Annotated in this window: 26 protein-coding genes, 1 tRNA gene and 1 pseudogene; 15 read left to right on the top strand and 13 right to left on the bottom strand. The window is 66.0% G+C overall.

Annotated features, from left to right (window positions below; all coding sequences use genetic code 11):
- Positions 1–474, top strand: a pseudogene (locus JNN06_RS04655) (UbiD family decarboxylase domain-containing protein); the annotation flags it as partial.
- Positions 475–500: 26 nt separating this feature from the next.
- On the opposite strand, the gene JNN06_RS04650 reads toward JNN06_RS04655, so the two are convergent.
- From JNN06_RS04650 to JNN06_RS04635, 4 genes are all read right to left on the bottom strand, one after another.
- Positions 501–1268, bottom strand: coding sequence for a response regulator transcription factor (locus JNN06_RS04650; protein WP_291238422.1), 768 nt, complete (start codon positions 1266–1268; stop codon positions 501–503).
- A gap of 144 nt (positions 1269–1412) precedes the next feature.
- Complete coding sequence (locus tag JNN06_RS04645; protein ID WP_291238421.1) at positions 1413–2051, bottom strand: UbiX family flavin prenyltransferase; 639 nt, start codon at positions 2049–2051, stop codon at positions 1413–1415.
- Between the two features lie 75 nt (positions 2052–2126).
- Positions 2127–3350 (bottom strand): tryptophan synthase subunit beta, encoded by a 1224-nt coding sequence (gene trpB / locus JNN06_RS04640; RefSeq protein ID WP_291238420.1) that lies wholly within the window; start codon positions 3348–3350, stop codon positions 2127–2129.
- Positions 3351–3506: 156 nt separating this feature from the next.
- On the bottom strand, positions 3507–4112 hold the full coding sequence (locus JNN06_RS04635) for a TetR/AcrR family transcriptional regulator (protein ID WP_291238419.1): 606 nt from the start codon (positions 4110–4112) through the stop codon (positions 3507–3509).
- Positions 4113–4285: 173 nt separating this feature from the next.
- Here JNN06_RS04635 and JNN06_RS04630 point away from each other — a divergent pair, with 173 nt between their 5' ends.
- Together JNN06_RS04630 and JNN06_RS04625 are read left to right on the top strand one after the other, a co-directional pair.
- Positions 4286–4798 carry an anthrone oxygenase family protein gene (locus JNN06_RS04630; RefSeq protein WP_291238418.1) on the top strand — a complete coding sequence of 171 codons (513 nt, stop codon included), beginning with the start codon at positions 4286–4288 and terminating at the stop codon, positions 4796–4798.
- Entirely contained in the window at positions 4795–5436 is a 642-nt protein-coding gene (locus JNN06_RS04625) for a LysE family translocator (RefSeq protein WP_291238417.1), read from the top strand. Before JNN06_RS04630 ends, JNN06_RS04625 begins: the two co-directional genes overlap by 4 nt.
- Positions 5437–5514: 78 nt before the next feature.
- On the opposite strand, the gene JNN06_RS04620 is transcribed toward JNN06_RS04625, so the two are convergent.
- Both JNN06_RS04620 and JNN06_RS04615 read right to left on the bottom strand, forming a co-directional pair.
- Positions 5515–7083, bottom strand: coding sequence for a D-alanyl-D-alanine carboxypeptidase family protein (locus JNN06_RS04620; protein WP_291238416.1), 1569 nt, complete (start codon positions 7081–7083; stop codon positions 5515–5517).
- Between the two features lie 214 nt (positions 7084–7297).
- Entirely contained in the window at positions 7298–8002 is a 705-nt protein-coding gene (locus JNN06_RS04615; RefSeq protein WP_291238415.1) for an HAD family hydrolase, read from the bottom strand.
- A 147-nt stretch (positions 8003–8149) separates the two neighbouring features.
- On the opposite strand from JNN06_RS04615, the gene clpS reads away from it, so the two are divergent.
- Genes clpS through JNN06_RS04590 form a run of 5 tightly spaced genes read left to right on the top strand, consistent with a single transcriptional unit; the run spans position 8150 to position 11501 of the window.
- Complete coding sequence (gene clpS, locus JNN06_RS04610) at positions 8150–8491, top strand: ATP-dependent Clp protease adapter ClpS (RefSeq protein WP_291238424.1); 342 nt, start codon at positions 8150–8152, stop codon at positions 8489–8491.
- 25 nt (positions 8492–8516) lie between these two features.
- Complete coding sequence (locus JNN06_RS04605) at positions 8517–9506, top strand: methyltransferase (protein ID WP_291238414.1); 990 nt, start codon at positions 8517–8519, stop codon at positions 9504–9506.
- A gap of 3 nt (positions 9507–9509) precedes the next feature.
- On the top strand, positions 9510–10298 hold the full coding sequence (locus JNN06_RS04600; protein ID WP_291238413.1) for an SDR family oxidoreductase: 789 nt from the start codon (positions 9510–9512) through the stop codon (positions 10296–10298).
- A gap of 11 nt (positions 10299–10309) precedes the next feature.
- Positions 10310–11158, top strand: a complete 849-nt coding sequence (hemF, locus tag JNN06_RS04595; protein ID WP_291238412.1) for an oxygen-dependent coproporphyrinogen oxidase — start codon at positions 10310–10312, stop codon at positions 11156–11158.
- Positions 11159–11162: 4 nt separating this feature from the next.
- Positions 11163–11501 carry a hypothetical protein gene (locus JNN06_RS04590; RefSeq protein ID WP_291238411.1) on the top strand — a complete coding sequence of 113 codons (339 nt, stop codon included), beginning with the start codon at positions 11163–11165 and terminating at the stop codon, positions 11499–11501.
- Between the two features lie 5 nt (positions 11502–11506).
- Here the strand turns inward: JNN06_RS04590 and hemC are convergent, their stop codons facing one another.
- On the bottom strand, positions 11507–12451 hold the full coding sequence (gene hemC / locus JNN06_RS04585) for a hydroxymethylbilane synthase (RefSeq protein WP_291238410.1): 945 nt from the start codon (positions 12449–12451) through the stop codon (positions 11507–11509).
- 129 nt (positions 12452–12580) lie between these two features.
- Here hemC and hemE point away from each other — a divergent pair, with 129 nt between their 5' ends.
- The 3 genes from hemE (at position 12581) to JNN06_RS04570 (ending at position 16030) form a co-directional block, all read left to right on the top strand.
- Complete coding sequence (hemE, locus tag JNN06_RS04580; protein ID WP_291238409.1) at positions 12581–13612, top strand: uroporphyrinogen decarboxylase; 1032 nt, start codon at positions 12581–12583, stop codon at positions 13610–13612.
- 42 nt (positions 13613–13654) lie between these two features.
- Entirely contained in the window at positions 13655–14722 is a 1068-nt protein-coding gene (locus JNN06_RS04575; RefSeq protein WP_291238408.1) for a M10 family metallopeptidase C-terminal domain-containing protein, read from the top strand.
- A gap of 105 nt (positions 14723–14827) precedes the next feature.
- Positions 14828–16030: a PLP-dependent aminotransferase family protein gene (locus JNN06_RS04570; RefSeq protein WP_291238407.1), complete on the top strand. Its 1203-nt coding sequence runs from the start codon at positions 14828–14830 to the stop codon at positions 16028–16030.
- 164 nt (positions 16031–16194) lie between these two features.
- Here JNN06_RS04570 and JNN06_RS04565 read toward each other — a convergent pair whose 3' ends face one another.
- From JNN06_RS04565 to JNN06_RS04550, 4 genes are read right to left on the bottom strand one after another with little or no spacing between them, the layout of a single operon-like run.
- On the bottom strand, positions 16195–16869 hold the full coding sequence (locus JNN06_RS04565) for an HAD-IA family hydrolase (protein ID WP_291238406.1): 675 nt from the start codon (positions 16867–16869) through the stop codon (positions 16195–16197).
- Positions 16854–17378, bottom strand: a complete 525-nt coding sequence (locus JNN06_RS04560; protein ID WP_291238405.1) for a hypothetical protein — start codon at positions 17376–17378, stop codon at positions 16854–16856. Before JNN06_RS04560 ends, JNN06_RS04565 begins: the two co-directional genes overlap by 16 nt.
- Positions 17375–17944, bottom strand: a complete 570-nt coding sequence (gene rsmD / locus JNN06_RS04555) for a 16S rRNA (guanine(966)-N(2))-methyltransferase RsmD (RefSeq protein WP_291238404.1) — start codon at positions 17942–17944, stop codon at positions 17375–17377. The genes JNN06_RS04560 and rsmD overlap by 4 nt, the downstream gene beginning before the upstream one ends.
- On the bottom strand, positions 17941–19140 hold the full coding sequence (locus JNN06_RS04550) for an FAD-dependent oxidoreductase (RefSeq protein WP_291238403.1): 1200 nt from the start codon (positions 19138–19140) through the stop codon (positions 17941–17943). The genes rsmD and JNN06_RS04550 overlap by 4 nt, the downstream gene beginning before the upstream one ends.
- Positions 19141–19224: 84 nt before the next feature.
- Here JNN06_RS04550 and JNN06_RS04545 point away from each other — a divergent pair, with 84 nt between their 5' ends.
- On the top strand, positions 19225–19713 hold the full coding sequence (locus JNN06_RS04545) for a peroxiredoxin (protein ID WP_291238402.1): 489 nt from the start codon (positions 19225–19227) through the stop codon (positions 19711–19713).
- A gap of 190 nt (positions 19714–19903) precedes the next feature.
- Here the strand turns inward: JNN06_RS04545 and JNN06_RS04540 are convergent.
- Positions 19904–19980, bottom strand: a tRNA-Arg gene (locus JNN06_RS04540).
- A gap of 90 nt (positions 19981–20070) precedes the next feature.
- Complete coding sequence (locus tag JNN06_RS04535; protein ID WP_291238401.1) at positions 20071–21540, bottom strand: HAMP domain-containing sensor histidine kinase; 1470 nt, start codon at positions 21538–21540, stop codon at positions 20071–20073.
- A 221-nt stretch (positions 21541–21761) separates the two neighbouring features.
- Between JNN06_RS04535 and rpmH the strand changes: the two genes are divergently transcribed.
- The 3 genes from rpmH to JNN06_RS04520 all read left to right on the top strand — a co-directional run.
- Positions 21762–21896, top strand: coding sequence for a 50S ribosomal protein L34 (gene rpmH / locus JNN06_RS04530; RefSeq protein ID WP_291238400.1), 135 nt, complete (start codon positions 21762–21764; stop codon positions 21894–21896).
- 41 nt (positions 21897–21937) lie between these two features.
- Positions 21938–22366 carry a ribonuclease P protein component gene (gene rnpA / locus JNN06_RS04525; protein WP_291238399.1) on the top strand — a complete coding sequence of 143 codons (429 nt, stop codon included), beginning with the start codon at positions 21938–21940 and terminating at the stop codon, positions 22364–22366.
- Positions 22367–22371: 5 nt separating this feature from the next.
- The coding region (locus tag JNN06_RS04520; RefSeq protein ID WP_291238398.1) for a DUF4375 domain-containing protein at positions 22372–22946 on the top strand (575 nt) is incomplete at its 3' end.

Here is a 22946-nt window from a genome sequence, read left to right as displayed (position 1 = left end):
CTGTTCCAATCGGTGATCGGGCCGGGGCGCGAGCAATCGGCCATTCTGGGTCTGGGCGGCGCCTTGGCGCTGGCACTGGCCTTGCCGCCTGCGCTTGGGATGCAGGATCTGCGCTTTGCCCATGCCGGGGGCGGAATGCTGCTGCTTTATGCGGCGCTGAAGCCAGAGACCCCGCGCGATCTGGCCGCCACCGCGCAGGCCATGGCGCGCATCTGCCCTTTCCTCAAGACCGTGATCTTTGTGGATGACGATGTGAGCGTGCAGTGCGACGAGGATATGCTGTGGGCCATGACCACCCGCGCGCAACTGGCCGAGGATTGCCACCCGCTGCCCGGCCATCGGCCCATGGGCATGGACCCTTCGCAAGCGCCAGAGTGGCAGGCGCTGCGCGGCGGGGCAGGGGTGTTCAAAAGCTATGTCAATGCCACGGTGCCAAGCCGCTTGCGCCCGGCCTTCCGGCGGTCGCTGATCTGAGGGCGCGCGGCGCTGTCTGGGCCGGTTCAGGCCGCGTGTTCCGACAGCGTGCCCACCAGCGAATAGCCGCGCCCGCGCACCGTGCGGATGAAATCGGCATCCGCGCCCGCATCCTTGATCTTGTTGCGCAGCCGATAAATCAGCGCGTCGATGCTGCGGGTATAGATCACCGAGGAGCCATGCACCCGCTCCAGCAGCGCATCGCGGCTGAGAATCTCGCCGGGGGTGATCGACATGGCGGCGATCAGCTCGAACTCCATCGAGGTGATGGTCAGCCGCACCCCGTTCACCAGCACTTGCGCGCGCTGCGGGTCGATGGTCAGCACATTGCCATCCAGATGCAGCTGTCGCTGGCCGCCCGTCGGCGCGACCGCCGCCAGATCGGGCATGGGAAGCAGCTCCCCCTCGCGCGGATCGCTGACGCCCACGCGGCGCAGCACGGCATTGATGCGCGCCACCAGCTCGCGCGGCTCGAACGGCTTTTTCACATAATCATCGGCGCCCGTCTCCAGCCCCACCACCATATCGGTCAGATCGGTGCGGGCCGTCAGCATGATGATCGGCGTGTCACGATAGCTGGCATGGCTGTAGCGGATCTTCTGGCACAGTTGCAGCCCGTTCACCTGCGGCAGCATGATGTCCAGCAGGAGGATGTCGTAATCGTTGCTTTCCAGGGCTTTCAGCCCGGCATCTGGCGTATGGGCGGTTTCCAGGTCGATACTGTATTTGGTGAGAACAACATGCATGAGCTCGGCCAGCTCTACATCATCATCAATCAGCAACGCCTTGACCATCATACTCTCCTCTGCGCGACCTACGTGAACCGGCCCCGAGTGGCTTGGCTTTTAGCATCTTGTGGCTGTAAAATGAAGCCAACTTTGCAAGGCTTGGTTGCATAAATCTTGCGTGATCCTTGTGACAGGGCGATGAAGCCCGGCTCATGCGGGGTTGGGCTGCGGCTCGCACCAGCGGTGCAGCGCAGGCACCGGCAGGCCCAGCACATCCAGCGCGCGCGCGGCCATCTGGGTGATCATATCGTCCAGACTGGCCGGGCGCGCATAGAAGGCCGGCACCGGCGGCATCAGGATGGCCCCGTTGCGCGTGGCCTGATCCATCAGGGCAATATGGCCCGCATGCAGCGGCGTCTCGCGCAGCATCAGCACCAGCGGGCGGCGCTCTTTCAGGCAGACATCGGCGGCGCGCACGATCAGGTTGTCATCATAGCAATGCGCGATGCCGCTGAGCGTCTTGACCGTGCAGGGCGCCACCAGCATGCCCGCCGTGCGAAACGAGCCAGAGGCCAGCGCGGCCCCGATGTCACCATAGGGGTGAACGTGATCGGCCAGCGCCCGCACCGCCTCGGGGCGCCGGTCGGTTTCGGCGCGCAGGGTGCGCAGACCGGCAGGCGACAGGATCAGGTGGGTCTCCACCTCGGGCAGCGGCTGCAACAATTCCAGCGCACGCACACCGATCATCACGCCCGATGCCCCGGTGATGGCGATGATCACCCGCTGTTTCGGGTGGCCCTCGGGCAAGGCGGGGCGGAAGCGGTCTGGGGCGGGGATGTCTGACGGCATGAAACCTCCGGTCAAAACAGCAGGGAGCATGGCCCCTTGCAGGGGTATCACAGGCGTAGAATCACAGGCTTGGCCTCACAGGCCAAGGCTGCGGATGACGAAATCAATATCCTTGTCCCCGCGCCCGCTGAGGTTCACCAGGATCGACTGATCCGGGCGCATCTGCGGGGCGCGGCGGATCGCATAGGCGACGGCATGGGCGCTTTCCAGCGCCGGAATGATGCCCTCGCGCCGCGACAGGATCATGAAGGCGTCAAAGGCCTCGTCATCGGTCGCGCTTTCATAGCGGGCGCGGCCCATGTCTTTCAGGTGGCAATGTTGCGGCCCGACGCCGGGATAATCCAGCCCCGAAGCCACCGAATGCACCGGCAGCGGCGCGCCATCATCGTCTTGCAGCATATAGCAGCGAAAGCCGTGCATATGGCCGGGCTTGCCCAGCGTCAGCGTGGCGGCGTGCTTGTCGGTGTCCAGCCCATGCCCCGAAGGCTCGATCCCCACCAGCCCGACTTCGGGCGCGTCGATAAAGCCGCTGAACAGCCCGATGGCGTTGGAACCACCGCCGACACAGGCCGCCACCTCGGTGGGCAGGGTGCCGGTGGCCTCGGTGAACTGGCGGCGGGCCTCGGTGCCGATCACCGATTGAAAGCCCTGCACCATGCGCGGATAGGGCGCGGGGCCGGTGACCGAGCCGATGGCGAAAAAGGTGTTTTCGGGGTCTTGCATGTAGGAGTCAAAGGCGCTGTCCACCGCATCTTTCAGCGTGCCGGTGCCGCGCGCCACCGGCACCAGCTTGCAGCCGAGGATCTTCATCCGCGAGACGTTCGGGTGTTCCTTGGCAATATCCACCACGCCCATATGGATCTCGCATTCGATGCCCAGCAGGGCCGCAGCCGTGGCCAGCGCCACGCCATGCTGGCCCGCGCCGGTTTCGGCCAGCACGCGCTTTTTGCCCATGCGCTTGGCCAGCAGCACCTCGCCGATGCAATGGTTGATCTTGTGTGCGCCGGTATGGTTCAGGTCTTCGCGCTTGAACCAGATCTGCGCCCCGCCACAATCCGCCGAAAGGTTGCGGGCATGATAAACCGGGCTGGGGCGGCCGATATAGGTGGCGCGCAGGCGCGACATTTCGGCCTGAAAGGCCGGGTCGGCCAGAGCCACATCCAGCGCCGCGCCGATCTCTGCCAACAGGGCCCCCACGCGCGGATCGTCGATCGGCCCGCCCCAGGCGCCGAAATAGCCCTTGGCATCGGGGATCAGCAGATGCTCTGGCGCGGTGTCGATCGGGTGCTGGATGTTCATGGGCCACTCTCCGGCTTTCGGGGTCAGGGTCAGGGAGGCGGCGCAAGCACCGCCGCCCGTCCCAAGCCTAGCGACCGGGCCGATGGTGAAGTGTGCAGAAATGTCACCTTCTGTGGGATTGGTTGCCGGGGCGCTGCGGCCAGGCGCGCCGGCCACTCAGGTCTCGGGCGCCCATAGCCCCAGGCTGATGTGCAGCGCCCGGCTGGCCCGCCGCTCGATCTCGGCGGCATCGGGAGGCGGCATGCGGGCCACCACGCGGCGGATTTGCAGATCGCCGATCAACAGGCCCAGATAGATCTCGGCCGCCTCTTGCGGATCGGGCACCCGCAAAAGCCCCTGACGGTCAGCCTCGGCAAAGGCGCCCGCCACCAGCGGCGCGATGCTTTGCCGCCCCGCACTGGCAATGATGCGGCCCAGATCGCCACTGGCATCGGCCACGGCGGCGCGGTTCAGCGCCACGACACGCTCGCTGGTCAGCACCTCCAGCAAACGCGGCCCGAAGGCCGCCAGCACTGCCTCCGGCCCCGCCGGGTCATGCAGATGGGTTTCCAGCTGGCTGCGCAGATGCTGGATATTGGCCATCACCATGGCCCGGAACAGCCCGGCCTTGTCGCCATACCAGTTATACAGCGTCTCCATCGAGGCCCCGGCACGCCGGGCAACGGCCTGCATGGTCGTGCCGGCGAATCCGGCTTCCATCAGCTGCGCGAGCGCGGCATCCAGAATGTCGCGCTGCCTCTGGTTGCGCGCTTCTTCCTTCATTCGCCAAAAAGCCCATGTGGATGCTTGACACAAAGGGTAAGCCTCGCTACCCATCTCCGCAAGCCGTAACCAGTATTACGCTTTAAGTGAGTTGGCTGGTTTTGCAGGTTTCACGGGTAACGGCATGGCGCGCATCGCGTGCGCCATGCCAGTGACCAGCGGGAGGTGTGACGATGACCACCGACGGGCTGCGCCGCGCGACGCTTTTGGTGCCACTGCTGTTTTGTGGCGCGATGTTCGGCTTTTTCTTTGCATGGCAATGGTCGACCGTGATCGGGCTGAACCGGATCGAGCCTGCGGTCGCCATCCGGGCGATGCAGGCGATGAATGCCAGCGTGCGCAATATGGCCTTTGGAACCGCGTTTTTCGGCACGCCGGTGATTCTGGCGGGCTTTGCCGTGATCATGGCCCTGCTGGGGGAACGCGCGCGCGCGGCGGTGCTGGGGCTGGCCCTGCTGGTGCATCTGGGCGGTGTCATTGCGGTCACCGCCACCATCAACGTGCCCTTGAACCAGATCCTCGCACTGGTCGATCCGCTGGTCGATCCCGCCAGCGCCGCGCAGGCCTGGGCCGATTATGCCGGAGCCTGGCTGAGCGGCAATCTGTTGCGCACCCTCGCCAGCGGGCTGAGCCTTGCGCTGGTGGGCCTCGCGCTTCTGCTTCCAGAGAGAAAGTCCCCGAGATGAGCCTGACGCTTGCCACCTTTTCCCTTGCCGCCTTTGTGACAGTGGTGACCCCCGGCCCGACCTCGCTGCTGGCCCTCACCAACGGATCGCGGTTCGGGATGCGGCTGGCGGGCTTCGGGATTGCCGGGGCGGTGTTGTCGGACCTCGTGCTGATCGCGGCGGTTTCGGCGGGTCTGGGCGCGCTGCTGGCGGCGTCCCAGTTCTGGTTCAGCCTGCTGAAATGGCTGGGCGTGGCCTATCTGTGCTGGCTGGGCATCGGAATGCTGTGGCCGCGCAAGGCTGCTGGCCCCACGGGCGCGGGCAATGCCGAGCTGCCGAGCGGGCCTTGGCCGGTGTTTCGGCGCAGTTTCCTGACGGCGGTGACCAACCCCAAGGGTTATCTGTTCTTCACGGCCTTCCTGCCGCAATTCATCGAGCTGAAAGCGGCGCTGCCGATGCAATATGTGATGCTGGCGCTGATCTTTGCCGGGATTGACCTGCTGGTGCTGCTGGGTTTTGCCGCCGCCGGAGCGTTTTTCGGCCGCCGGATGGCGCAGCAGGGCAAGGCCGGGCAGGGGCGCTGGATCGAGCCGCTTTGTGGCGCCTGTTTCCTGGCGTTGGCCGGGGGGCTTGCCCTGATGCGCCGCGCCGCAGTCTGAGCGGGTCTGCAACGAAAAGCGCCGGTCAGGGTTTCCTGACCGGCGCTTTTTCAGTTTCAGTCTCTGCGCCCGGAAGGCTTACGGCCCGATGGCAAAGCACTGGGTGCCACGCGCCTGCAAGCGCAGGCAGGCCAGCTCTGCCTGTTTCTGGCTGAGGCCCATGAAGTTCGCGTCATAACCCGAGGAGCGCTGCACGATCTTGCGCAGCGATTCGTTCAGTGTGGCGCTTTCTTCCAGCATGGTGGTGGTCAATGCGCGTTCAGCAGCCACGCGGCTGGGGAACCGGCCAATATTCACGCCCCAATGCCGCCCGCCCGAGGTGGAGATACGGGTGACGACCTCCACGGCGGTCGGCTCCGGCTCGGCCTGCGCCATCACCAGCTGCGCGTCCACCGGGGTGGCGGTGTGAATCACCACCGGCTTGTGTTCGGGCTCGGGCGCCGGTTGCGGCGCGGCGTCCGGCATCTGGGCAAAGGCCACGGCCTCGACCATGGGGGCCGCCGCCGCCGCCGCAGGGGCAGGGGCCTCGCCGGTCGCCTCGGCCAAGGCGCCGAAGATGTCGTCCTGCATGGCGTTCACGGCCACTTCTGCGGCGATCATCTCGGCCAGCTCATCCTCTGCCCCGGCAGGCGGCGCGGCTGACGCCACCATGGCGGGGGCGGCCTCGGCGCGGGTCTCTTCAGCTCGGGCCGGGCGCAGGCGCGGGCGCGGCGAGCTGGCCACGCTTCCGGCCACGCGCACCGTCTTGGCGCCCATCACACGGGCATTCGGATCGCTGCTATCAGCCAGCAAGGCGGGCTCTTCGGCGGGCGCGGCCTCATAGGCAGGGGCGGGCGGCGGCACGGTGGCCTTGCCCGGCTTCACACTGGCAAAGCCCAGATCCAGCAACTCGGCCACTTTCGCGTTGCGCTGCGCGGTGGAGGTGCCGCCAAACACGGTCGCAATGATCCGCACGCCATTGCGCTCGGCCGAGGCGGTCAGGTTGAAGCCCGCCGCATTGGTGAAGCCGGTCTTGATGCCGTCGGCGCCCTTGTAGGCATCCAGGAACTTGCGATTGGTCGAAACCACATCGGTCACGCCCGCATCGGTCTCGCGGCGCGAGAAGATGTTGTAATATTGCGGGAAATCATAGAACAGCCGCCGGCCCAGAACGCTCATGTCCTTGGCGGTGGAAAGATGCCCCTTCGCCGTCAGGCCATTGGCATTGACGAAGGTGGAATTCGACATGCCGATGGCCTTGGCGGTGCGGTTCATCCGCTGGGCGAATTTCTCGGGCGAGCCGGAAATGCCCTCGCCAATGGCCCAGGCCGCGTCATTGGCCGATTTGATCGCAGCGGCGCGGATCAGGTGGCGCAGCGCGATTCGCTGCCCGGGTTTCAGCCCCAGCCGCGACGGCGGCTGCCCCGCCGCCTGCCGCGACACCGTGACCATGCTGTCCAGGCTGATCTCGCCGCGTTCAATCGCCTCGAAGGCGATATACAGCGTCATCATCTTGGTCAGCGAGGCCGGATGCAGCCGTGTATTGGCATTCGTCTCGTAGATCGTTTCGCCGGTCCGCGCGTCCATCACATAGGCCGCATAGGGCGCAGCGCCCGAGGGCGTCGGCTTGGTGGCGGAACAGGCGGCGACCACGATGAAGGTTGCCATCAATGTAAAATTGCGGACGAACTGCCCAAGTCGCGAAACCACGTCGCTTCCCCTTGCCTTCGTTTCTGCCTCGGTCGCCCCTGTTTCCGGGGCCTTGTCCAGAAGTTTAGCACGAGGTTAGGACAGGCGAAAACCCCATAATTTCGGCATAGTTAGCCTGTGGCATGTCTGCACATGGGCAGATGTGGTGGGCCATTTGGCGCCAAACACTAGATCAAGCGTCGATTTCCCCCAGAAGCGGGCCAAGCCCCGACAGATCGGCGATTTCCGCGAAGCGCGGATTTCCGCTGGGCGCCTCGGCATGTTCAAAGGCCCAGGTCAGCGGATGCGGCACATGCACGCCCCAGCCCCCGGCCTCGATCACCGGCAAAACATCGGATTTCAGCGAATTGCCCAGCATCATGGCGCCCTCGGCCGTCACGCCGTGGCGGGCAAAGATGCGGGCATAGACCGGGGCGCGCTTGTCGCTGACGATCTCCACCGCGTCGAACAGATCGCCAAGCCCGGATTGCGCCAGCTTGCGCTCCTGATCCAGCAGATCGCCCTTGGTGATCAGCGCCACCTGCGCGCCATGGGCGCGGGCGGCCTCCACCGCTTCGCGGGCATGGGGCAGCAGATGGATCGGATGGGCCAGCATCTCGCGCCCGGCGGCCAGCAGCTCGGCGATGACGGGCGCGGCCACGCGGCCCTCTGTCACCTCGATGGCGGTCTCGATCATCGACAGCACGAAGCCCTTCACGCCAAAGCCGTAATGGCCGATATTGCGCCGCTCTGCCGCCAGCAGACGGTCATGCAGGTGATCCCGGTCGGCGTGATCGGCCAGCAGCTGTTCAAACCGCTCTTGCGTGAGCCGGAAGAAGGTCTCGTTCTGCCACAGCGTGTCGTCGGCGTCGAAGCCGATAAAGGTGATGCGCGTCATGGCGCGACCCTGCCGGATGCGGCGCATTTTCGCCAGCCCCTTTTCGTTCCACGGCTTTGCGCTATACTTGCGCGCCAGAACCAATCGCGAATCCGCCCATCCCGAATCCGCTGCCACCCGGAGAGTGCATTGACCCTTCGCCCGATCATGACTTCGGATAACGACGCCGGAAACGGCACCGGCAATGGCCCGGGATCGGATGCTGCTATCCTGACCAAGGCCAAACCGCGCACGCAGCGCCCGCCCATGTACAAGGTGATGCTGCTGAACGACGATTACACCCCGATGGAATTCGTGGTGCATATCCTGGAGCGGTTCTTTGGCATGAATCATGCGCAGGCCTTCGAGATCATGTTGACCGTGCATAAGAAGGGCCTCGCCGTGGTGGGCGTGTTTTCCTTCGAGGTGGCGGAAACCAAGGTGGCGCAGGTGATGGATTTTGCGCGCCGCCACCAGCACCCGCTGCAATGCACCATGGAAAAGGAGTGAGCGCGCCTCAGGCGCGCCGACCCTCATGCAATCTGTCCGTCTGAATTTCGCGCTGGAAACCGGCGCTTTTGCCCTGCCCGAGGCCGGGCAACTGGCCGTGTTCCGCCCGCGCGCGGGCGATGATCTGTCGGCGCTGCCGAAGGACCGGGTGCAGGTCATCTCGGGTTTCAAGCCCGATGTGGATCATTTCGCCAAGGCCGGGTTCGCGGTGGCGACTGTGGCCGCGCCCGCTGCTGCGGCGCTGGTCTGCCTGCCGCGCGCCAAGGCCGAGGCGCGGGCGCTGCTGGCGGCAGCCGTGGCGGCGGTGCCAGCGGGGGCCACGGTGATCGTGGATGGCCAGAAAACCGATGGTGTCGATGCCATCTACAAAGACCTCCGCGCCCGTGTGGCGGTGACCGAGGCCGTGGCCAAGGCACATGGCAAGATCTTTGCCTTTCCTGCGGCATCCTTGCCCGAGGAATGGGTGGCCGTGCCCGCGGTGGTGGAGGGGTTTACCACCGCGCCCGGTGTGTTTTCCGCCGATGGGGTGGATCGCGGCTCGGCTCTGCTGGCGGCGGCGCTGCCTGCGAAACTGCCGTCGCGCGTCGTCGATCTGGGGGCGGGCTGGGGCTATCTGTCCCACCACATCCTGCAACGCGACGGCGTGAAAGAGCTGCATCTGGTGGAGGCCGAGGCCGCCGCGCTGGATTGCGCACGCCTGAATGTCACCGACCCGCGCGCCCAGTTCCACTGGGCCGATGCAACCCTGTGGCAGGTGCCGCATCTGGCGGGGGCGGTGGTCTGCAATCCGCCCTTCCATACCGGGCGCGAGGCCGACCCGATGCTGGGCGTGGCCTTCCTGCGCGCGGCGGCCCGGATGCTGGCGCCCGATGGCACGCTCTGGCTCGTGGCGAACCGCCATCTGCCCTATGACCTGCCGCTGCGCGCCCTGTTCCGCGAGATCGAGGAGGTCGGGGGCGATACCGCCTTCCGCGTGATCCGCGCCGCCTATCCCGACCGCCGCAAAGGGGCCTGAACCATGTCACTGTCGATTCAAGGCAAGACTGCCATTGTCACCGGCGCGGCCCATGGGCTTGGCCTCGCCATCGCCCGGCATCTGCTGGATCGCGGCGCCAATGTGATGGCCGCCGATATTGACGAGGTCGCGCTGGAGGCGGAATGGGGCGATGAGGCCCGCGCCGAAGGGCCGCTGCGCCTGCGCGGTGGCGATCTGTGCAAGAAGCTGGCGATCACCAATCTGCTATCCGCCACGATGGACGCGTTCGAGCGGGTGGATATTCTGGTGAATGCCGCCCGCGTCGTGCAGCTTTCGCCCGATCCGCTGTGCATCGAGGCCGATGGGGTGGAGGCGATGTTGCAGCAGAACGTGCTGACCAGCCTGCGCGTCAGCCAGCTTTGCGCCAAGCGGATGATTGCGCAGGGCGGCGGCGGGTCGATCATCAACCTGTCCTCCATCGCGGCGCGCCAGTCGCGGCCCGAGCTGATGGGCTGGTCCATCGCCTCGGCGGCGATCGACCAGATGACCCGCAGCCTTGCGCTGGCCCTGGCGCCGCATGGGGTGCGGGTGAATGCGCTGGCGCTTGGTTCGGTGCTGAGCGCGAGCCTTCAGGCGCAGCTGAAAGAGACCCCGGACCACCGCGAGGCGATCATCGCAGGCACCCCCCTTGGTCGCATTGCCGCCGCCGCCGAAATCGTCGAGACGGTGCAATATCTGGCCTCGGATGCGGCCAGTTTCATGACCGGGCAGATTGTGGTGCTGGATGGTGGGCGCAGCCTTTGTGACGCCGTGCCCGCGCCGGCGCATTGAGAGGGGGCGGGATGGAATTTTCGGCACAGCAGCAGCGCGCCTCCGATTGGTTCAATGCGCTGCGTGACCAGATCGTTGCGGCCTTCGAGGGGCTGGAGGCCGAGGCGGGCAGTGACGCCCGCTTTGAGGTGACGCCAACCAGCCGGGACTCGGGCGGGGGCGGGCGGATGAGCGTCTTGCGCCGGGGCCGGGTGTTCGAGAAGGTGGGCGTCAATGTCTCGACCGTCTGGGGCAGCCTGGGCGAGCGGGCGCAGCGCTCGATGGCGGCGCGCGGCGTGCCGGGCATGGCGGAAGATCCGCGCTTCTGGGCCAGCGGTATCAGCCTTGTCGCCCATATGCAGAACCCCCATACGCCAGCGGTTCACATGAATACCCGCATGTTCTGGACCCCGCATGCCTGGTGGTTCGGTGGCGGGGCCGACCTGAACCCCTGCATCGAATATCCCGAGGATACCGCGCATTTCCACGCCACGCTGCAAGCGGCCTGTGATGCTCATGCCGCTGATTACTATGCCAAATTCAAGGCATGGGCCGATGAGTATTTCTTTGTCCCCCATCGCGGACGGGCGCGGGGCGTCGGCGGAATTTTCTATGACGATCTGAACACCGGCGACTGGGAGGCCGATTTCGCCTTCACGCAGGATGTGGGCCGCGCCTTCCTGCCCGCCTTCCTGCCGGTGACGCAAGCCCGCCTTGGCACCCCCGCCGCCGAGGCGGACCGCGAGGCGCAGCTGCGCCACCGGGGCCTCTATGCCGAGTACAATCTGGTCTATGATCGCGGCACCAAGTTCGGGCTGGAAAGCGGCCATAATGCCGAGGCCGTGCTGATGAGCCTGCCGCCGATTGCGAAATGGGAATGATGCGATGACCGATCTGGTGGTGAAGGCGGCCTATGCGACGGTCGCCACGGAGGATGGTCAGGTTTTCGTGGGCTTTGTCGATGCCCGCGATGAGGCCTATGCGCTGTTCCGCCAGCCGGTCGGCGGTGGCCCGATCTGGTTCGAGGTGAATGACGAGGATTTCGGCGCCGAGGATGCCATCGCCGGGGCCGGGATCGGCGCCGAGGGGCTGGTGATCACCCTGTCCCCCGCCAAGATGGGGCGCTTTGGCTATGCCAGCCGCGTGGCGGTGCGCCTCAAGGCCTGCGAAGGCGCGGATGACGCCGTGCGGGCCTTGCAGAAGATGGGTGTGGCGGGGCTCTAAAGCCCTCACCGCCAGTCGAAAAACCCTTTGGGGGCTTGGGCCAGCAGATCACGCGCGAGGGCCTGCCCAAGCGCCGCGCCATCGGCCACCGGGCCTTGCATCTGGCCCGTGATCACCTCGGACCCGTCGGGGCGCAGGATCTCGCCGCGCAGGGTAAGCGTGCCGCCCTCCAGCGTTGCCAGCCCCGCAATCGGGGTTTCGCACGAGCCATCCAGCGCCGCCAGATAGGCGCGTTCCGCCGCCAGCCGCAGCCCGGTTTCGCCGTGATGGATGGCGGCCAGCATCTCGGCCGCGCGGCTGTCATCGGCGCGCCGCTCGATCCCGATGGCGCCTTGCGCCACGGCTGGCAGCATCTCGTCCACCTCGATGGCCGAGCGCGCCACCTGCGCCATGCCCAGCCGGTTCAGCCCCGCCATGGCAAGGAACGTCGCGACCGCCACGCCATCCTCCAGCTTTTTCATCCGGGTCTGCACATTGCCGCGAAACTCGACCAGCTGCAGATCGGGCCGCCGCGACGCCAGCTGCGCCCGCCGCCGCAAGCTGGAAGACCCCACCACCGCGCCCTGCGGCAGATCCGCCAGCCGCGCCACATGGGGCGAGACGAAGGCATCGCGCACATCCTCGCGCGGCAGATAGGTGTCCAGCAACAGCCCCTCGGGTTGCGCCACCGGCATATCCTTCATCGAATGTACCGCGATGTCGATGCTGCCCGCCAGCAGGGCCTCCTCGATCTCTTTGGTGAACAGACCCTTGCCGCCGATCTCTTTCAGCGGGCGATCCAGCACCCGGTCGCCGGTGGTCTTGATCACCACGATCTGAAACGCCTCTTCGGGCAGGCCAAAGGCGGCCATCAGGCGGGCACGGGTTTCATGCGCCTGGGCCAGCGCCAAGGGCGAGCCACGGGTGCCAATGTTCAAAGGGGCGGCGGGGGAGGGGAGCATGATCGACATGGCCTAGCCATAGCCCCGCCCGCGCGGCCTTTCAACGGGGCAAGCGTCGCAGGGGGCTTGCGACATTCGCAGCGCTTGACTTGGGGCCGCCCGCCGCGCAAGTCAGGGCCGATGAACAGGAGCCCCGCCATGACCGAGAAGCTGATCCTCCGCGCGCTGAAAGGCGAGGTGCTGCCGACGCCGCCGATCTGGATGATGCGTCAGGCCGGGCGCTATCTGCCGGAATATCGCGCGACCCGGGCGCAGGCGGGCGATTTTCTGAAACTGTGCTACAACCCGGAACTGGCTGCCGAGGTCACCTTGCAGCCGATCCGGCGCTATGGCTTTGATGCGGCGATCCTGTTCGCGGATATTCTACTGATCTGTCAGGCGCTTGGGGCTGATCTGTGGTTCGAGACCGGCGAGGGGCCGCGGCTGTCCACCATCACCACGCGGGCCGAGCTGGACGCGCTGAAACCCGTCCATGCCATTCATGACACGCTCTCGCCCGTGTATGAAACCGTGCGCCGCCTGTCGCGCGACCTGCCGCGCGAAACCACGCTGATCGGCTTTGCGGGCGCGCCCTGGACGGTGGCGACCTATATGATCGCGGGGCGCGGCACCAAGGATCAGGGGCCGGCCCATGCGCTGAAAGCCGCAGATCGGGCCACCTTTGCCGCGCTGATCGACCTGATCACGGAGGCGACGATTGAATATCTGTCCGAGCAGGTGAAGGCGGGTGCCGAGGTGGTGAAGCTGTTCGACAGCTGGGCCGGAAGCCTGCACGGCGAAGATTTCACCGAATTCGCACTGAAACCGGCGGCCCGCATCATCGCCGAGCTGAAAGCCCGCCACCCCGGCCTGCCCATCATCGCCTTCCCGCGCGAGGCCGGGCCGGGCTATGTCGGCTTCGCCGCCGCGACCGGGGCCGATTGCGTGGCCATCGACAATTCGGTCAGCCCTGAATGGGCGGCGGAACATGTGCAACCCGGCGGCTGCGTGCAGGGCAACCTTGCCTCCAGCCATATGGTGACGGGGGGCGATGCGCTGGTGGCGGAGACGCTGCGGGTGGTGAACGCCTTCCGCAAGGGGCCGCATATCTTTAATCTCGGCCATGGAATCACTCCGGATGCCGACCCGGAGAATGTGCGCTTGATGATCGACACCGTGCGGGGGGCATAACCCGGCACGCTTTTAAGGAGTATTACCAGTCTTATGGCAACTTTGACTTTTTACGACGCGCTCGGGACGGGCGGAGTTTTGCAAAATGGCGATGTTTTCAACAGCGACTTGCGCGGATGGGGCACACCGGAAACCAGCACCAGCTGGCGCGATTCCGACACGGTTTGGGTGACTGTGAGGTATTCGCCCCAAAATCTGTCATTCGGATTCCTTGTCGATGTGCATGGGTATTATGATTACACCATTCGCAATGCCGAAATCAGGACCGACGCACTTGTTTTCGGCGCCACCGGGATTGATGTTCGCACGTCCAACCTGAGTTATCTGCTGACGCGTGGCCATGACCGCATTTATGGCAACCGCTACGGGGATACGCTTGATGCGGGTGACGGACATGATGTGGTCTATGGCCGGGTCGGTGACGACAAGGTCAGTGGCGATGACGGTCGCGACACGATCTATGGTGGAGAGGGCGCTGACAGCCTTTCCGGAAATGATCACGCAGACCAGCTGTTTGGCGAAAGCGGCAATGACAATCTGAACGGGATGAATGGCGCGGATTCGCTTGTGGGCGGGGATGGCGACGATACGCTGCTGGGGGGCCAGCAGGGAGACACCTTGCACGGCGAAGTCGGTCAGGATCTGATTTTTGGCGCCGAAGGCGATGATCGCATGGCCGGGCATGAAGGCCATGACCGTCTCAATGGCGACGCGGGTAACGACATGCTGTTTGGCGGTGGCGGCCGCGACACCCTGGCGGGCGGCAACGGTCGTGACGTGCATTTCCTGGGGCAGGATGCAGATAGCGATGTGATTGTGTTCAATGGCATCCATGACAGTCGCCGGGGCGAAGGTGTCGACACACTCCGCGAATTCAATCGCGCACATGATGTGATTGATTTGAGCGCCATTGACGCACGCGTTCAGACGATGGGCAGCGATGACGCCTTTGCCTTCTCGCGCAGAGGGCCAGCTGCGCATTCGGTCTGGGTCGAAAGCTACACGGGCGGTGTTTTTCTGATGGCGGATGTCGACGGGAACGCGCGCGCGGATCTTCGTATCCGGGTGGCCGGTGTTCAGACCCTGACATTGGATGATTTGATCCTGTGAGGCGTGACCGGGGTGCCTGATAGGCGCCCCGATCAAGGTCAGCACTGTTGACTTGTTCCGCGCCCTGACGCAGGTTTCCACCCGACTCGCATCGGGGAGGATGGCATGCAGTGGGACAAGGTGCTGGCAACGCGCAGCACAAGGATGAAGGCGTCGGAAATCCGCGAGCTTTTGAAGCTGCTGGATCAGCCCGACATCATCTCTTTCGCGGGCGGCATCCCCGATCCGGCGCTGTTTCCCGCGCAGGCCTTTGCCGAGGCCTTTGCGGCGGCGATGACCGAACAGGCCTCGGCGGCGCTGCAATATTCGGTGTCCGAGGGCTATAAGCCGCTGCGCGACTGGATCGCCGGCGAGATGGGCAAGATTGGCGTGCCCTGTGATGCCGACAATATCCTCATCACCTCCGGCTCGCAGCAGGCGCTGGATTATCTGGGCAAGCTGATGCTCTCGCCCAATGATACGGCGATGGTGGGCTGGCCCACCTATCTGGGCGCGCTTGGGGCCTTCAACGCCTATGAGCCGCGCTATCTGCGGCTGGACCCGTTCTCGAATGCCGATCCCGCGCAGGTGCAGGCCGAGGCGGCGGCGGCCGGAGGGCGGGTGAAATTCGCCTATCTTTCCGCCGATTTCTGCAACCCGACCGGCGAGACCGTGCCGCGCGCAGGCCGCGAGGCGCTGCTGGATCAGGCCGAGGCGCTGGACATCGCGGTGATCGAGGATGCCGCCTATCAGGTGCTGCGCTTTGACGGCGAACCGGTGCCGCCGATCCTCGCGCTGGAGATCGCGCGGAAGGGCAGTATCGAGGACTGCCGCACCATCTATTGCGGGTCTTTCTCCAAATCGCTGGCACCGGGTCTGCGGGTGGGCTGGGTCTGCGCGGCGAAGCCGGTGATCGGACGGCTGGTGCTGATGAAACAGGCGGCGGATCTGCATTCCTCGACGCTGAGCCAGATTGCCACGCATCGCGTGGCCTCGGCCATGTTTGAAAGCCACACCGCCAAATTGCGCGCCACCTATGGGGCGCGGCGCGACCGGATGCTGGCGGCGCTGGCGCGCGAGCTGCCGGAGGGCGTGCGCTATACCCGGCCCGAGGGCGGCATGTTCATCTGGCTGACCCTGCCCGAGGGCATGGACGGCGCCGCGCTGCTGGCGCGGGCCATTGCGGAACAGCGCGTGGCCTTCGTGCCGGGCGGGGCCTTCTACGCCGATGGATCAAACCGCAACACGCTGCGGCTATCCTTCTCCTGCGCGTCCGAGGCGCAGATCGACGAGGGAATCGCGCGGATCGGGCGCCTGCTGCGCGGCTGACAGCAGGCAGGGGGGCTGTCTGCCCCCCACGGCCCCTGCGGGGCCTCCCCCCGAGGATATTTTTCAACAGAAAATGAAGGTCTGCCGCCCTGCTCATTTTCTGTTCGGAAATATCCGCAGGGGGTGAGGGCCGAAGGCCCGAGGGGGCGCGCGCGCCCCCTGTCTTACAGGCCCAGCAGCTTGGGCAGCGCTGTCATGTCTGCGAAAGGCTCGGCGCCTTCGGCCAGAAGGGCCGGGCTGGCGCCATGGGGGGCGTAGCCCATGCAGCGCATGCCGGCGGCGCGGGCGGCCTGCGCGCCGGGGGCGCTGTCTTCGATCACCACGCAAGCGGCCGGATCGGCGCCAAGGCAGCGCGCGGCGTGCAGGTAAAGATCGGGGGCCGGTTTCAGCATGTTCAGGTCGCGCCCCGAAAAGATGCGCCCTGCCAGCCGTTCCAGCACGCCGGGATGTTGGCCCAAGGTTACTTGCATCTTGTGCAGGGTGCCGTTGGAACCGATGGCAAAGGGGATGCCTGCGGCCTCCAGCGCCTCGAAGACCGTGAGGATTCCGGGCATCAGCGCGGTTTCCTTGGCCAGGCGGGCATACAGCTTTTCGTAGAACTGTGCTGACCACCCCTCGGGAATATCGGCGCCCAGCCCGGCGGCGATACTGCCGCAGCGCTCGATCGTGCCGCCGAGGAACAGGCGCTCCATCTCGGCGCGGGGCAGGTGCAGCCCGCGTTGGCCGAGGTCTTGGGCCAGCAGGTCAAAGGTGGCGGGTTCGCTGTCGACGACCACCCCGTCACAGTCAAACAGCACGGCGGCAGGTTTTGGGTGGGCGGGTTTCAGAACGGCGCGCAAGGCGATCTCCAGCTTTTGACCCGGGCGGCGAGGGTCTCTGGCGTCACGCCCGGCGGCAGATCGGCATCCGGCACGGCGATGGTGTCGATTTCGCCCAGATGCAGCACGGTGATGCCGGGCATCCGGCTGATGCCTTTGCCCATGTCCCAAGGGATCAGCCTGGCTTCGGTGACCACGCCCGCCGGGGTGAGCGTGAGCGGCGTGCCTTGCGTCCAGCGCCAGTCGCCCGCCTGAAGGCAGTGCAGCGCGGCGCCATTGAGACGCGCGGTCAGCATGGAGCCTGTCACGCAGCCCAGCTGGGTTGCCAAGGTGATGGCAAAGCCGATCTCGAAGCGCACTCCGATCCAGGCGCTCATCGCCAGACCACAGGCATAGGCGCCGCCCGTGATCAGCGCTATGGCCATCAATCTGCGCCACCTCTGGCCGGGGCTGGCATGGATGGCCCGCATCATCGCCGCCGACGATTGGCCGGGTGTGGGGCGGATCGTCAGGCGGATGTCATCGGTCATGGCGCTTTCAGCAGGGTGATCACAGTGCTGCCATAGCTGCGCTGGTCGATCAGGTCAAACCCTGCGGGTGTTTCTGGGGCGGCGCTTTCCTCCCAGACGATCAACGCACCGGGGGCCAGCCAACTGCCCGCCATGCAGGAGGCCAATGCGCGCTCGCCAAGGCCCTTGCCATAGGGCGGGTCCATGAACACGAGGCCGTAAGCGGCGCCCCGGTTCGGCCCCATGCTGGTGGCATCGCGGCGCCAGATGTCGGTCACGCCCATGGCGCGCATCAGCTCGATATTGCGGCGCAGCAGGGCGCGCGCAGCCACGCCGTCATCCACAAAGGCCACCTGCGCCGCGCCGCGCGACAGCGCCTCCAGCCCAAGCGCGCCGGTGCCTGCAAACAGGTCCAGCACGCGGGCGCCGGTGATCGGGTCGCCCGATTGCGCGACGCGGCCATTGATCAGAAGGTTGAAGATCGCTTCGCGCACGCGGTCCGAGGTGGGGCGCAGATGGGCCGAGGGGTCGCCCTCGCCCACCTCCGCCAGTTTCAGACCCCGCGATGCGCCGCCGATGATCCTCATTTCAGCAGGGCTTTCAGATCCGGCACTGTTTCTACCGCCGCCGGATCGGGCGAGCGCCCGGCCTCGATCAGACGCTTGCCCACCATATAGGCGCGCGGATCGTTCATCGCATCCACCGCCAGCAGGGTGTCGCCCGCGTAATACCAGAAGGAAATCGCGCCTTCGCTCCGGCGGGTGGTGATGCGGTCATAGCCGGTATTCAGGCCCGCGATCTGCAATTTGCACTCGTATTGATCCGACCAGAACCACGGCTTCGCCTCATAGGCCTTGCCTGCGCCCAGCATGTTTTCGGCCACCACCTCGGCCTGATCAATGGCATTGCCGACCGATTCCAGCCGCAGCCGGCCGCCCTTGTGCGGAAAGCTGGCGCAATCGCCCGCCGCCCAGATATGCGGCACCGAGGTGGCCCCCTGCGCATCGGTGCGGATGCCGTTTTCCAGCACGCAGCCTGCCGCCTCGGCCAGATCGGTGACGGGCAGGATGCCCACACCCGCAATGACGAAATCGCAGGCGATCTCTTCGCCCGAGGTCAGGCGGGCGCCGGTCACATGGCCCGTGCCCAGCAGGCGCTCAAGCCCGGTGCCCTCGATGATCCGCACCCCATGCGCGGCGTGCAAGTCACGGAAATAGCCTGAGGTTTCTGGCGAGGCCACCCGTTGCAGGATGCGCGGCGCCATCTCGACCACGGTGGCGGTCAGGCCGAGTTTTGCGGCCACCGCCGCCGCCTCCAGCCCGATATAGCCGCCCCCGATGATGACCACCGACTTGCCGGGGGTGAAGGCCGCGCGCATCGCATCCACATCGGCCAGCGTGCGCACGGTGAAGACGCCGCCCAGATCGCCGCCAATGGCCGCTGGCAGGCGGCGCGGGGTAGAGCCGGTGGTCAGTGCCAGCTCGTCATAGGCCAGAACCTCGTCGCCCAGCGTGATCGTGCGGGCGGCGGGGTCGATGGCCGTCACCTTCTGGCCAAGGCGCAGCGTGATGCCCTTGTCGGCGTAAAACTCCTCGGGGCGCAGATACAGCCGGTCCAGCCCCATCTCGCCCAGCAGATAGGCCTTGGACAGCGGCGGGCGCTGATAGGGCGGCACCGGCTCCTCGCCGATCAGGGTGATGTCACCGGCAAAGCCCTCGGCCCGCAGCTTCGCCACCAGCGCCGACCCGGCCTGACCGGCCCCCACCACCACGAAATGCGACATCCGATCCCCCGCCCTCTGGCTCTGTTCCCGGTTGGACCCTATATCTGGGGCGAGTAGAAACGCAACGCGCGAGAGGGACGAAGAATGACGATTTCCGTAGGGGATAAATTGCCGGGCGCCAACCTGCTGCGCATGGGCGAAAACGGGCCGGAATCGGTGGATCTGGGCGCCAAGCTGGCGGGCCGCAAGGTTGTGATCTTTGGTCTGCCGGGCGCCTATACCGGCGTTTGCACCACCGCCCATGTGCCCAGCTTCATGCGCAACATGGACAAGCTGACCGCCAAGGGCGTGGCAGAGGTGATCTGCATCTCGGCCAATGATCCCTTCGTGCTGAAGGCCTGGGGCGAGGCCACCGGCGCTGCGGCGGCTGGCATCACCTTCCTGGGCGATGCGCAATCCGAATTCATCAAGGCCATCGGGCTTGATTTCAGCGCCCCCCCGGCCGGGCTGATCAACCGCTCCAAGCGCTATGCGCTGCTGGCTGAGGATGGCGTGGTGAAGGTGCTGCAAGTGGAGGACAGCCCCGGCCAATGCTCGATTTCCGGCGGCGAGGCGCTGCTGGACGCGATGTAAGCGCAGCTGCCCCCGGCTCTGCGGGCCGGGGGCACTGATCTGACTGTGCCGCGCGGCAACAGGATCGGGCGGGGCGAAGGTTTGTTGCGAAAGCACCGGCGCGCGTGGCGCGTGCAAAGCGCGTCACAGAATTGAACTGGCCATGCATCCCCTGAGGGGATTTGCTTTTGCCGTATGTGCGGTGAGGAAGTGGCGGACCCGGAGCGATTCGAACGCCCGACCCTCAGATTCGTAGTCTGATGCTCTATCCAGCTGAGCTACGGGTCCGTCTTGAGGGGGTGTTTAGCTGCGGGGTCGGGGGGACACAAGGGCCAAAAATGCAGAAAGTGCAAATTTCTGAAAAAACCTATGTGTCACCTAGGCTTGGGCGATGCCAAGAGGGGCTTCTTCGTCCAGACCGCCGCCGCGTGGCAGCTGAATCAGGAACTCTGTCCCCTCGGAATCGCTGCGCAGCAGGTCCAGCCGCCCGCCATGGCCCCGGATCAGCTCGGCAGCGATGGTGAGGCCAAGACCAGAGCCGCCCTTGCGCGCCCCGCCCTGAAAGGCGCGGAACAAATTCTCGCGGGCGCGGGGCGGCAGGCCCGGCCCGGTATCGCCGATACGGATCCACCAGCCCTGTTCGTTCTCGCCGCCGGACAGCTCGATGGTGCCGGGCTGGCCGGTGGCCTCGATGGCCTGGCGGGCGTTGCGCAACAGATTTGACAGAACGCGATGCAACTGCTCGTCATCGGCGCGCAGCATCAGGCCGGGGGGCGCATCCAGCAGGCAGGCGGGATCGCTGTCGGGCGACAGGCCCTCGCCCTCGGCCACCTCCTCCAGCAGGGGGCGCAGGGCAAAGCGGGTCAGGCGCGGCGGGTGTTCCTCGGCCTTGCCAAAGGCCAGCGTCGCCTCGCACAGGTTCACCGCGCGGGTGATCGAGCCCACCAGCTTGGGCGCGGCGCGGGCCACGCCGGGATCGGCGCTTTGTTCGATCCGGTCGGCAAAAAGCTGCGCCGAGGTGAGGATATTGCGCAGATCATGCGCAATCTTCGCCACAGCCCCGCCCAGTTGCGCCAAACGCTCCTTCTGGCGCAAGGCACCGATCAATTCGGTCTGCATGGAAGCGAGGGCATCTTCGGCTTCGCGCAGATCGGCCACGCGGGCGGTGGGGGTGATGACCAGCCGCGCATCCTCGGGCGCGGCGGCATAGGCCTGCATATGGCGCACAACGCGGCGGATCGGCAGAAGGATCAGGCGGCGCGTGGCAAAGAACAGCATCCCGGCGGTGATCGCGCTGATGAGGGCCGAAATCAGCAGGATACGCGTGCCGAAATCGACCAGCTCCCGCCGAAGCGGGCCTTGGCGCAGCGTGATCTCGATCAGCAGGCCCGCCTCCTGCACCGGCTGGCCGATCACGCGGATCACCTTGTCCTGCGGATCGAGCATCACGGCGAGGGCATCATGGATCAGGTCGAATGGCCCATCCATGCGCAGGTCATAGCTGGCGGCGACGGGTTCGGGAATCGGGGAGGACAGCGCCAGTTGCCGCACCTCATCGCGCCGCAGCACGACGTTGAACACGCCCGCATTGGCCAGCAATTCGCGCTCCAGATCGGCCGAGACCATGCCGCCCGCCTCCAGCGCCAGCGAGGCGATCTGGGCTTTCTCCAGCCGGGCTTGCAGATAATCCAGCCGGAACCGCGCCACCGAGGGCACAAAGATCAGCACTTCGGCCAGCAACACAAAGGCCAGCGTCAGCAGCAGGAAGCGCCCCGACAGGGTATTGAGGATTCGCGCCGCCAGTTTTTGCACCGCCCCGCCCGTCACACCTTTGCCCTTCTGCGCCACTTTTCCCTGATCTAGCAAAGCGGCGACGGGAAAAACAGGGCAGTGGTGGCCGCGATGCTGTCAGCGGGCGGAAAATTCACTGCCGGATTGCCGCTTGGCGTTGACTTGGCCCCGCCCCGCCTCTAAGGAACGGGCCTCAGTTGCCGCGGCCCTCCGAATCCCATGGGATTCATCTATATGGGTTCGGGCTGCATTTGAACGATCCGTATCGGAGAGCCGCGATGAAACGCACTTATCAACCGTCGAACCTGGTGCGCAAGCGCCGCCATGGTTTCCGCGCCCGCATGGCCACCAAAGGCGGCCGTCTGGTGCTGGCTGCCCGCCGTCGCGTGGGCCGCGCCAAGCTGTCGGCTTGATTTCCGCTGGCCCTTTCGAGGGCCGGAGGAGGAGAGACGCCATGACACCGCCGCTGGCCGAGGAAGCAGACCGCAAGGATGATGCTTCCGACCGCCTCGCGGCGGTTTCGTCATGTCTGACCTATACAATTCTGGCCAAGCGTGCGGATTTTCTGCGCGCCGCGCAGGCGCGACGGCAGGGCACCCAGGGCTTTCTGGTGCAGGCCCGGCGGCGCGATGACGGGTCGGATGCCGTGCGGGTGGGCTTCACCTGCTCCAAGAAGATCGGCAATGCCGTGATGCGCAACCGCGCCAAGCGTCGCCTGCGCGAGGTGGTGCGCGCCGTGCTGCCGGGCCTGTGCGAACCCGGCTGGGATTATGTGCTGGTCGGCCGCCCCGGCGTGACCATCGACCGCGATTTCGCCGCTCTGAAGGCCGATCTGGCAGGCGCCCTGCGGCAAGTGCATCGCAAGGTATCCGTTCGGGAGTAGCAATTGTGACTCTGTCCCTTGTTGTGACCGAAGATGGCCTTGAGGGGCGCGAAAGCCTGCTTTCCCTCTTGTATGATCAAGTCTCCGCCCTGCTGGAAGCCGGATTTGGGTGGAGCGCTCTGCCCTCCGACCTGCGCAACCTCTTTTGCCTGAGCTATTACAAGGGGCAGGTTGAAAACGGCGGCCATGGGCAGTTCATGTCCAACGCGGCCGGGTTTCACGGGGGCGGGCCAGCGCGCATTCTGGGCTGGGCTGCGGAGGGCGCGCAAGACCTCGGGCTGGCAGAAACCGGCGCTGTCATCGCGGCCTTTCAAGGCTGGATCGACGCGCATCCTGACGATCTCGCGGCACTTGCTGATTTTGACATCGACAGGCTGCCAGCCATCGAAAGCCTTGATCGGCAACTCTATCAGGCGGATCGCGGCGCGGATGCCGCCGATCTGGCCACGATGCGCGCGGATGCGAAACTGCGCGCGTGGCAGCCCCGGATCGTGGTGGGGCAGGCAGCGTTTTACCCGCGCTTGCGTGAACTGGCGCAAAGTGCCATTGGCCCGGATGCGCCCGCGATCCTGACCCGCCG

Source organism: Gemmobacter sp., assembly GCF_016792925.1.
In the GTDB taxonomy this organism is placed as follows: Bacteria; Pseudomonadota; Alphaproteobacteria; order Rhodobacterales; family Rhodobacteraceae; genus Gemmobacter.
The sequence above is the reverse complement of the archived record's forward strand: the minus strand, read 5'-3'. Positions and strand labels throughout refer to the sequence as shown.

Bases quoted from the DNA above. Each gene is read 5' to 3' on its own strand.
- JNN06_RS04605 (WP_291238414.1), top strand. From the start codon at position 8,517: ATGCAATCTGTCCGTCTGAATTTCGCGCTGGAAACCGGCGCTTTTGCC.
- JNN06_RS04570 (WP_291238407.1), top strand. From the start codon at position 14,828: ATGCAGTGGGACAAGGTGCTGGCAACGCGCAGCACAAGGATGAAGGCG.
- JNN06_RS04625 (WP_291238417.1), top strand. From the start codon at position 4,795: ATGAGCCTGACGCTTGCCACCTTTTCCCTTGCCGCCTTTGTGACAGTG.
- rsmD (WP_291238404.1), bottom strand. From the start codon at position 17,944: ATGAGGATCATCGGCGGCGCATCGCGGGGTCTGAAACTGGCGGAGGTG.
- JNN06_RS04560 (WP_291238405.1), bottom strand. From the start codon at position 17,378: ATGACCGATGACATCCGCCTGACGATCCGCCCCACACCCGGCCAATCG.
- JNN06_RS04545 (WP_291238402.1), top strand. From the start codon at position 19,225: ATGACGATTTCCGTAGGGGATAAATTGCCGGGCGCCAACCTGCTGCGC.
- rpmH (WP_291238400.1), top strand. From the start codon at position 21,762: ATGAAACGCACTTATCAACCGTCGAACCTGGTGCGCAAGCGCCGCCAT.
- JNN06_RS04600 (WP_291238413.1), top strand. From the start codon at position 9,510: ATGTCACTGTCGATTCAAGGCAAGACTGCCATTGTCACCGGCGCGGCC.
- clpS (WP_291238424.1), top strand. From the start codon at position 8,150: ATGACTTCGGATAACGACGCCGGAAACGGCACCGGCAATGGCCCGGGA.
- trpB (WP_291238420.1), bottom strand. From the start codon at position 3,350: ATGAACATCCAGCACCCGATCGACACCGCGCCAGAGCATCTGCTGATC.
- hemE (WP_291238409.1), top strand. From the start codon at position 12,581: ATGACCGAGAAGCTGATCCTCCGCGCGCTGAAAGGCGAGGTGCTGCCG.
- JNN06_RS04645 (WP_291238421.1), bottom strand. From the start codon at position 2,051: ATGCCGTCAGACATCCCCGCCCCAGACCGCTTCCGCCCCGCCTTGCCC.
- rnpA (WP_291238399.1), top strand. From the start codon at position 21,938: ATGACACCGCCGCTGGCCGAGGAAGCAGACCGCAAGGATGATGCTTCC.
- JNN06_RS04650 (WP_291238422.1), bottom strand. From the start codon at position 1,268: ATGGTCAAGGCGTTGCTGATTGATGATGATGTAGAGCTGGCCGAGCTC.
- hemC (WP_291238410.1), bottom strand. From the start codon at position 12,451: ATGTCGATCATGCTCCCCTCCCCCGCCGCCCCTTTGAACATTGGCACC.
- JNN06_RS04620 (WP_291238416.1), bottom strand. From the start codon at position 7,083: ATGGCAACCTTCATCGTGGTCGCCGCCTGTTCCGCCACCAAGCCGACG.
- JNN06_RS04615 (WP_291238415.1), bottom strand. From the start codon at position 8,002: ATGACGCGCATCACCTTTATCGGCTTCGACGCCGACGACACGCTGTGG.
- hemF (WP_291238412.1), top strand. From the start codon at position 10,310: ATGGAATTTTCGGCACAGCAGCAGCGCGCCTCCGATTGGTTCAATGCG.
- JNN06_RS04550 (WP_291238403.1), bottom strand. From the start codon at position 19,140: ATGTCGCATTTCGTGGTGGTGGGGGCCGGTCAGGCCGGGTCGGCGCTG.
- JNN06_RS04635 (WP_291238419.1), bottom strand. From the start codon at position 4,112: ATGAAGGAAGAAGCGCGCAACCAGAGGCAGCGCGACATTCTGGATGCC.
- JNN06_RS04630 (WP_291238418.1), top strand. From the start codon at position 4,286: ATGACCACCGACGGGCTGCGCCGCGCGACGCTTTTGGTGCCACTGCTG.
- JNN06_RS04590 (WP_291238411.1), top strand. From the start codon at position 11,163: ATGACCGATCTGGTGGTGAAGGCGGCCTATGCGACGGTCGCCACGGAG.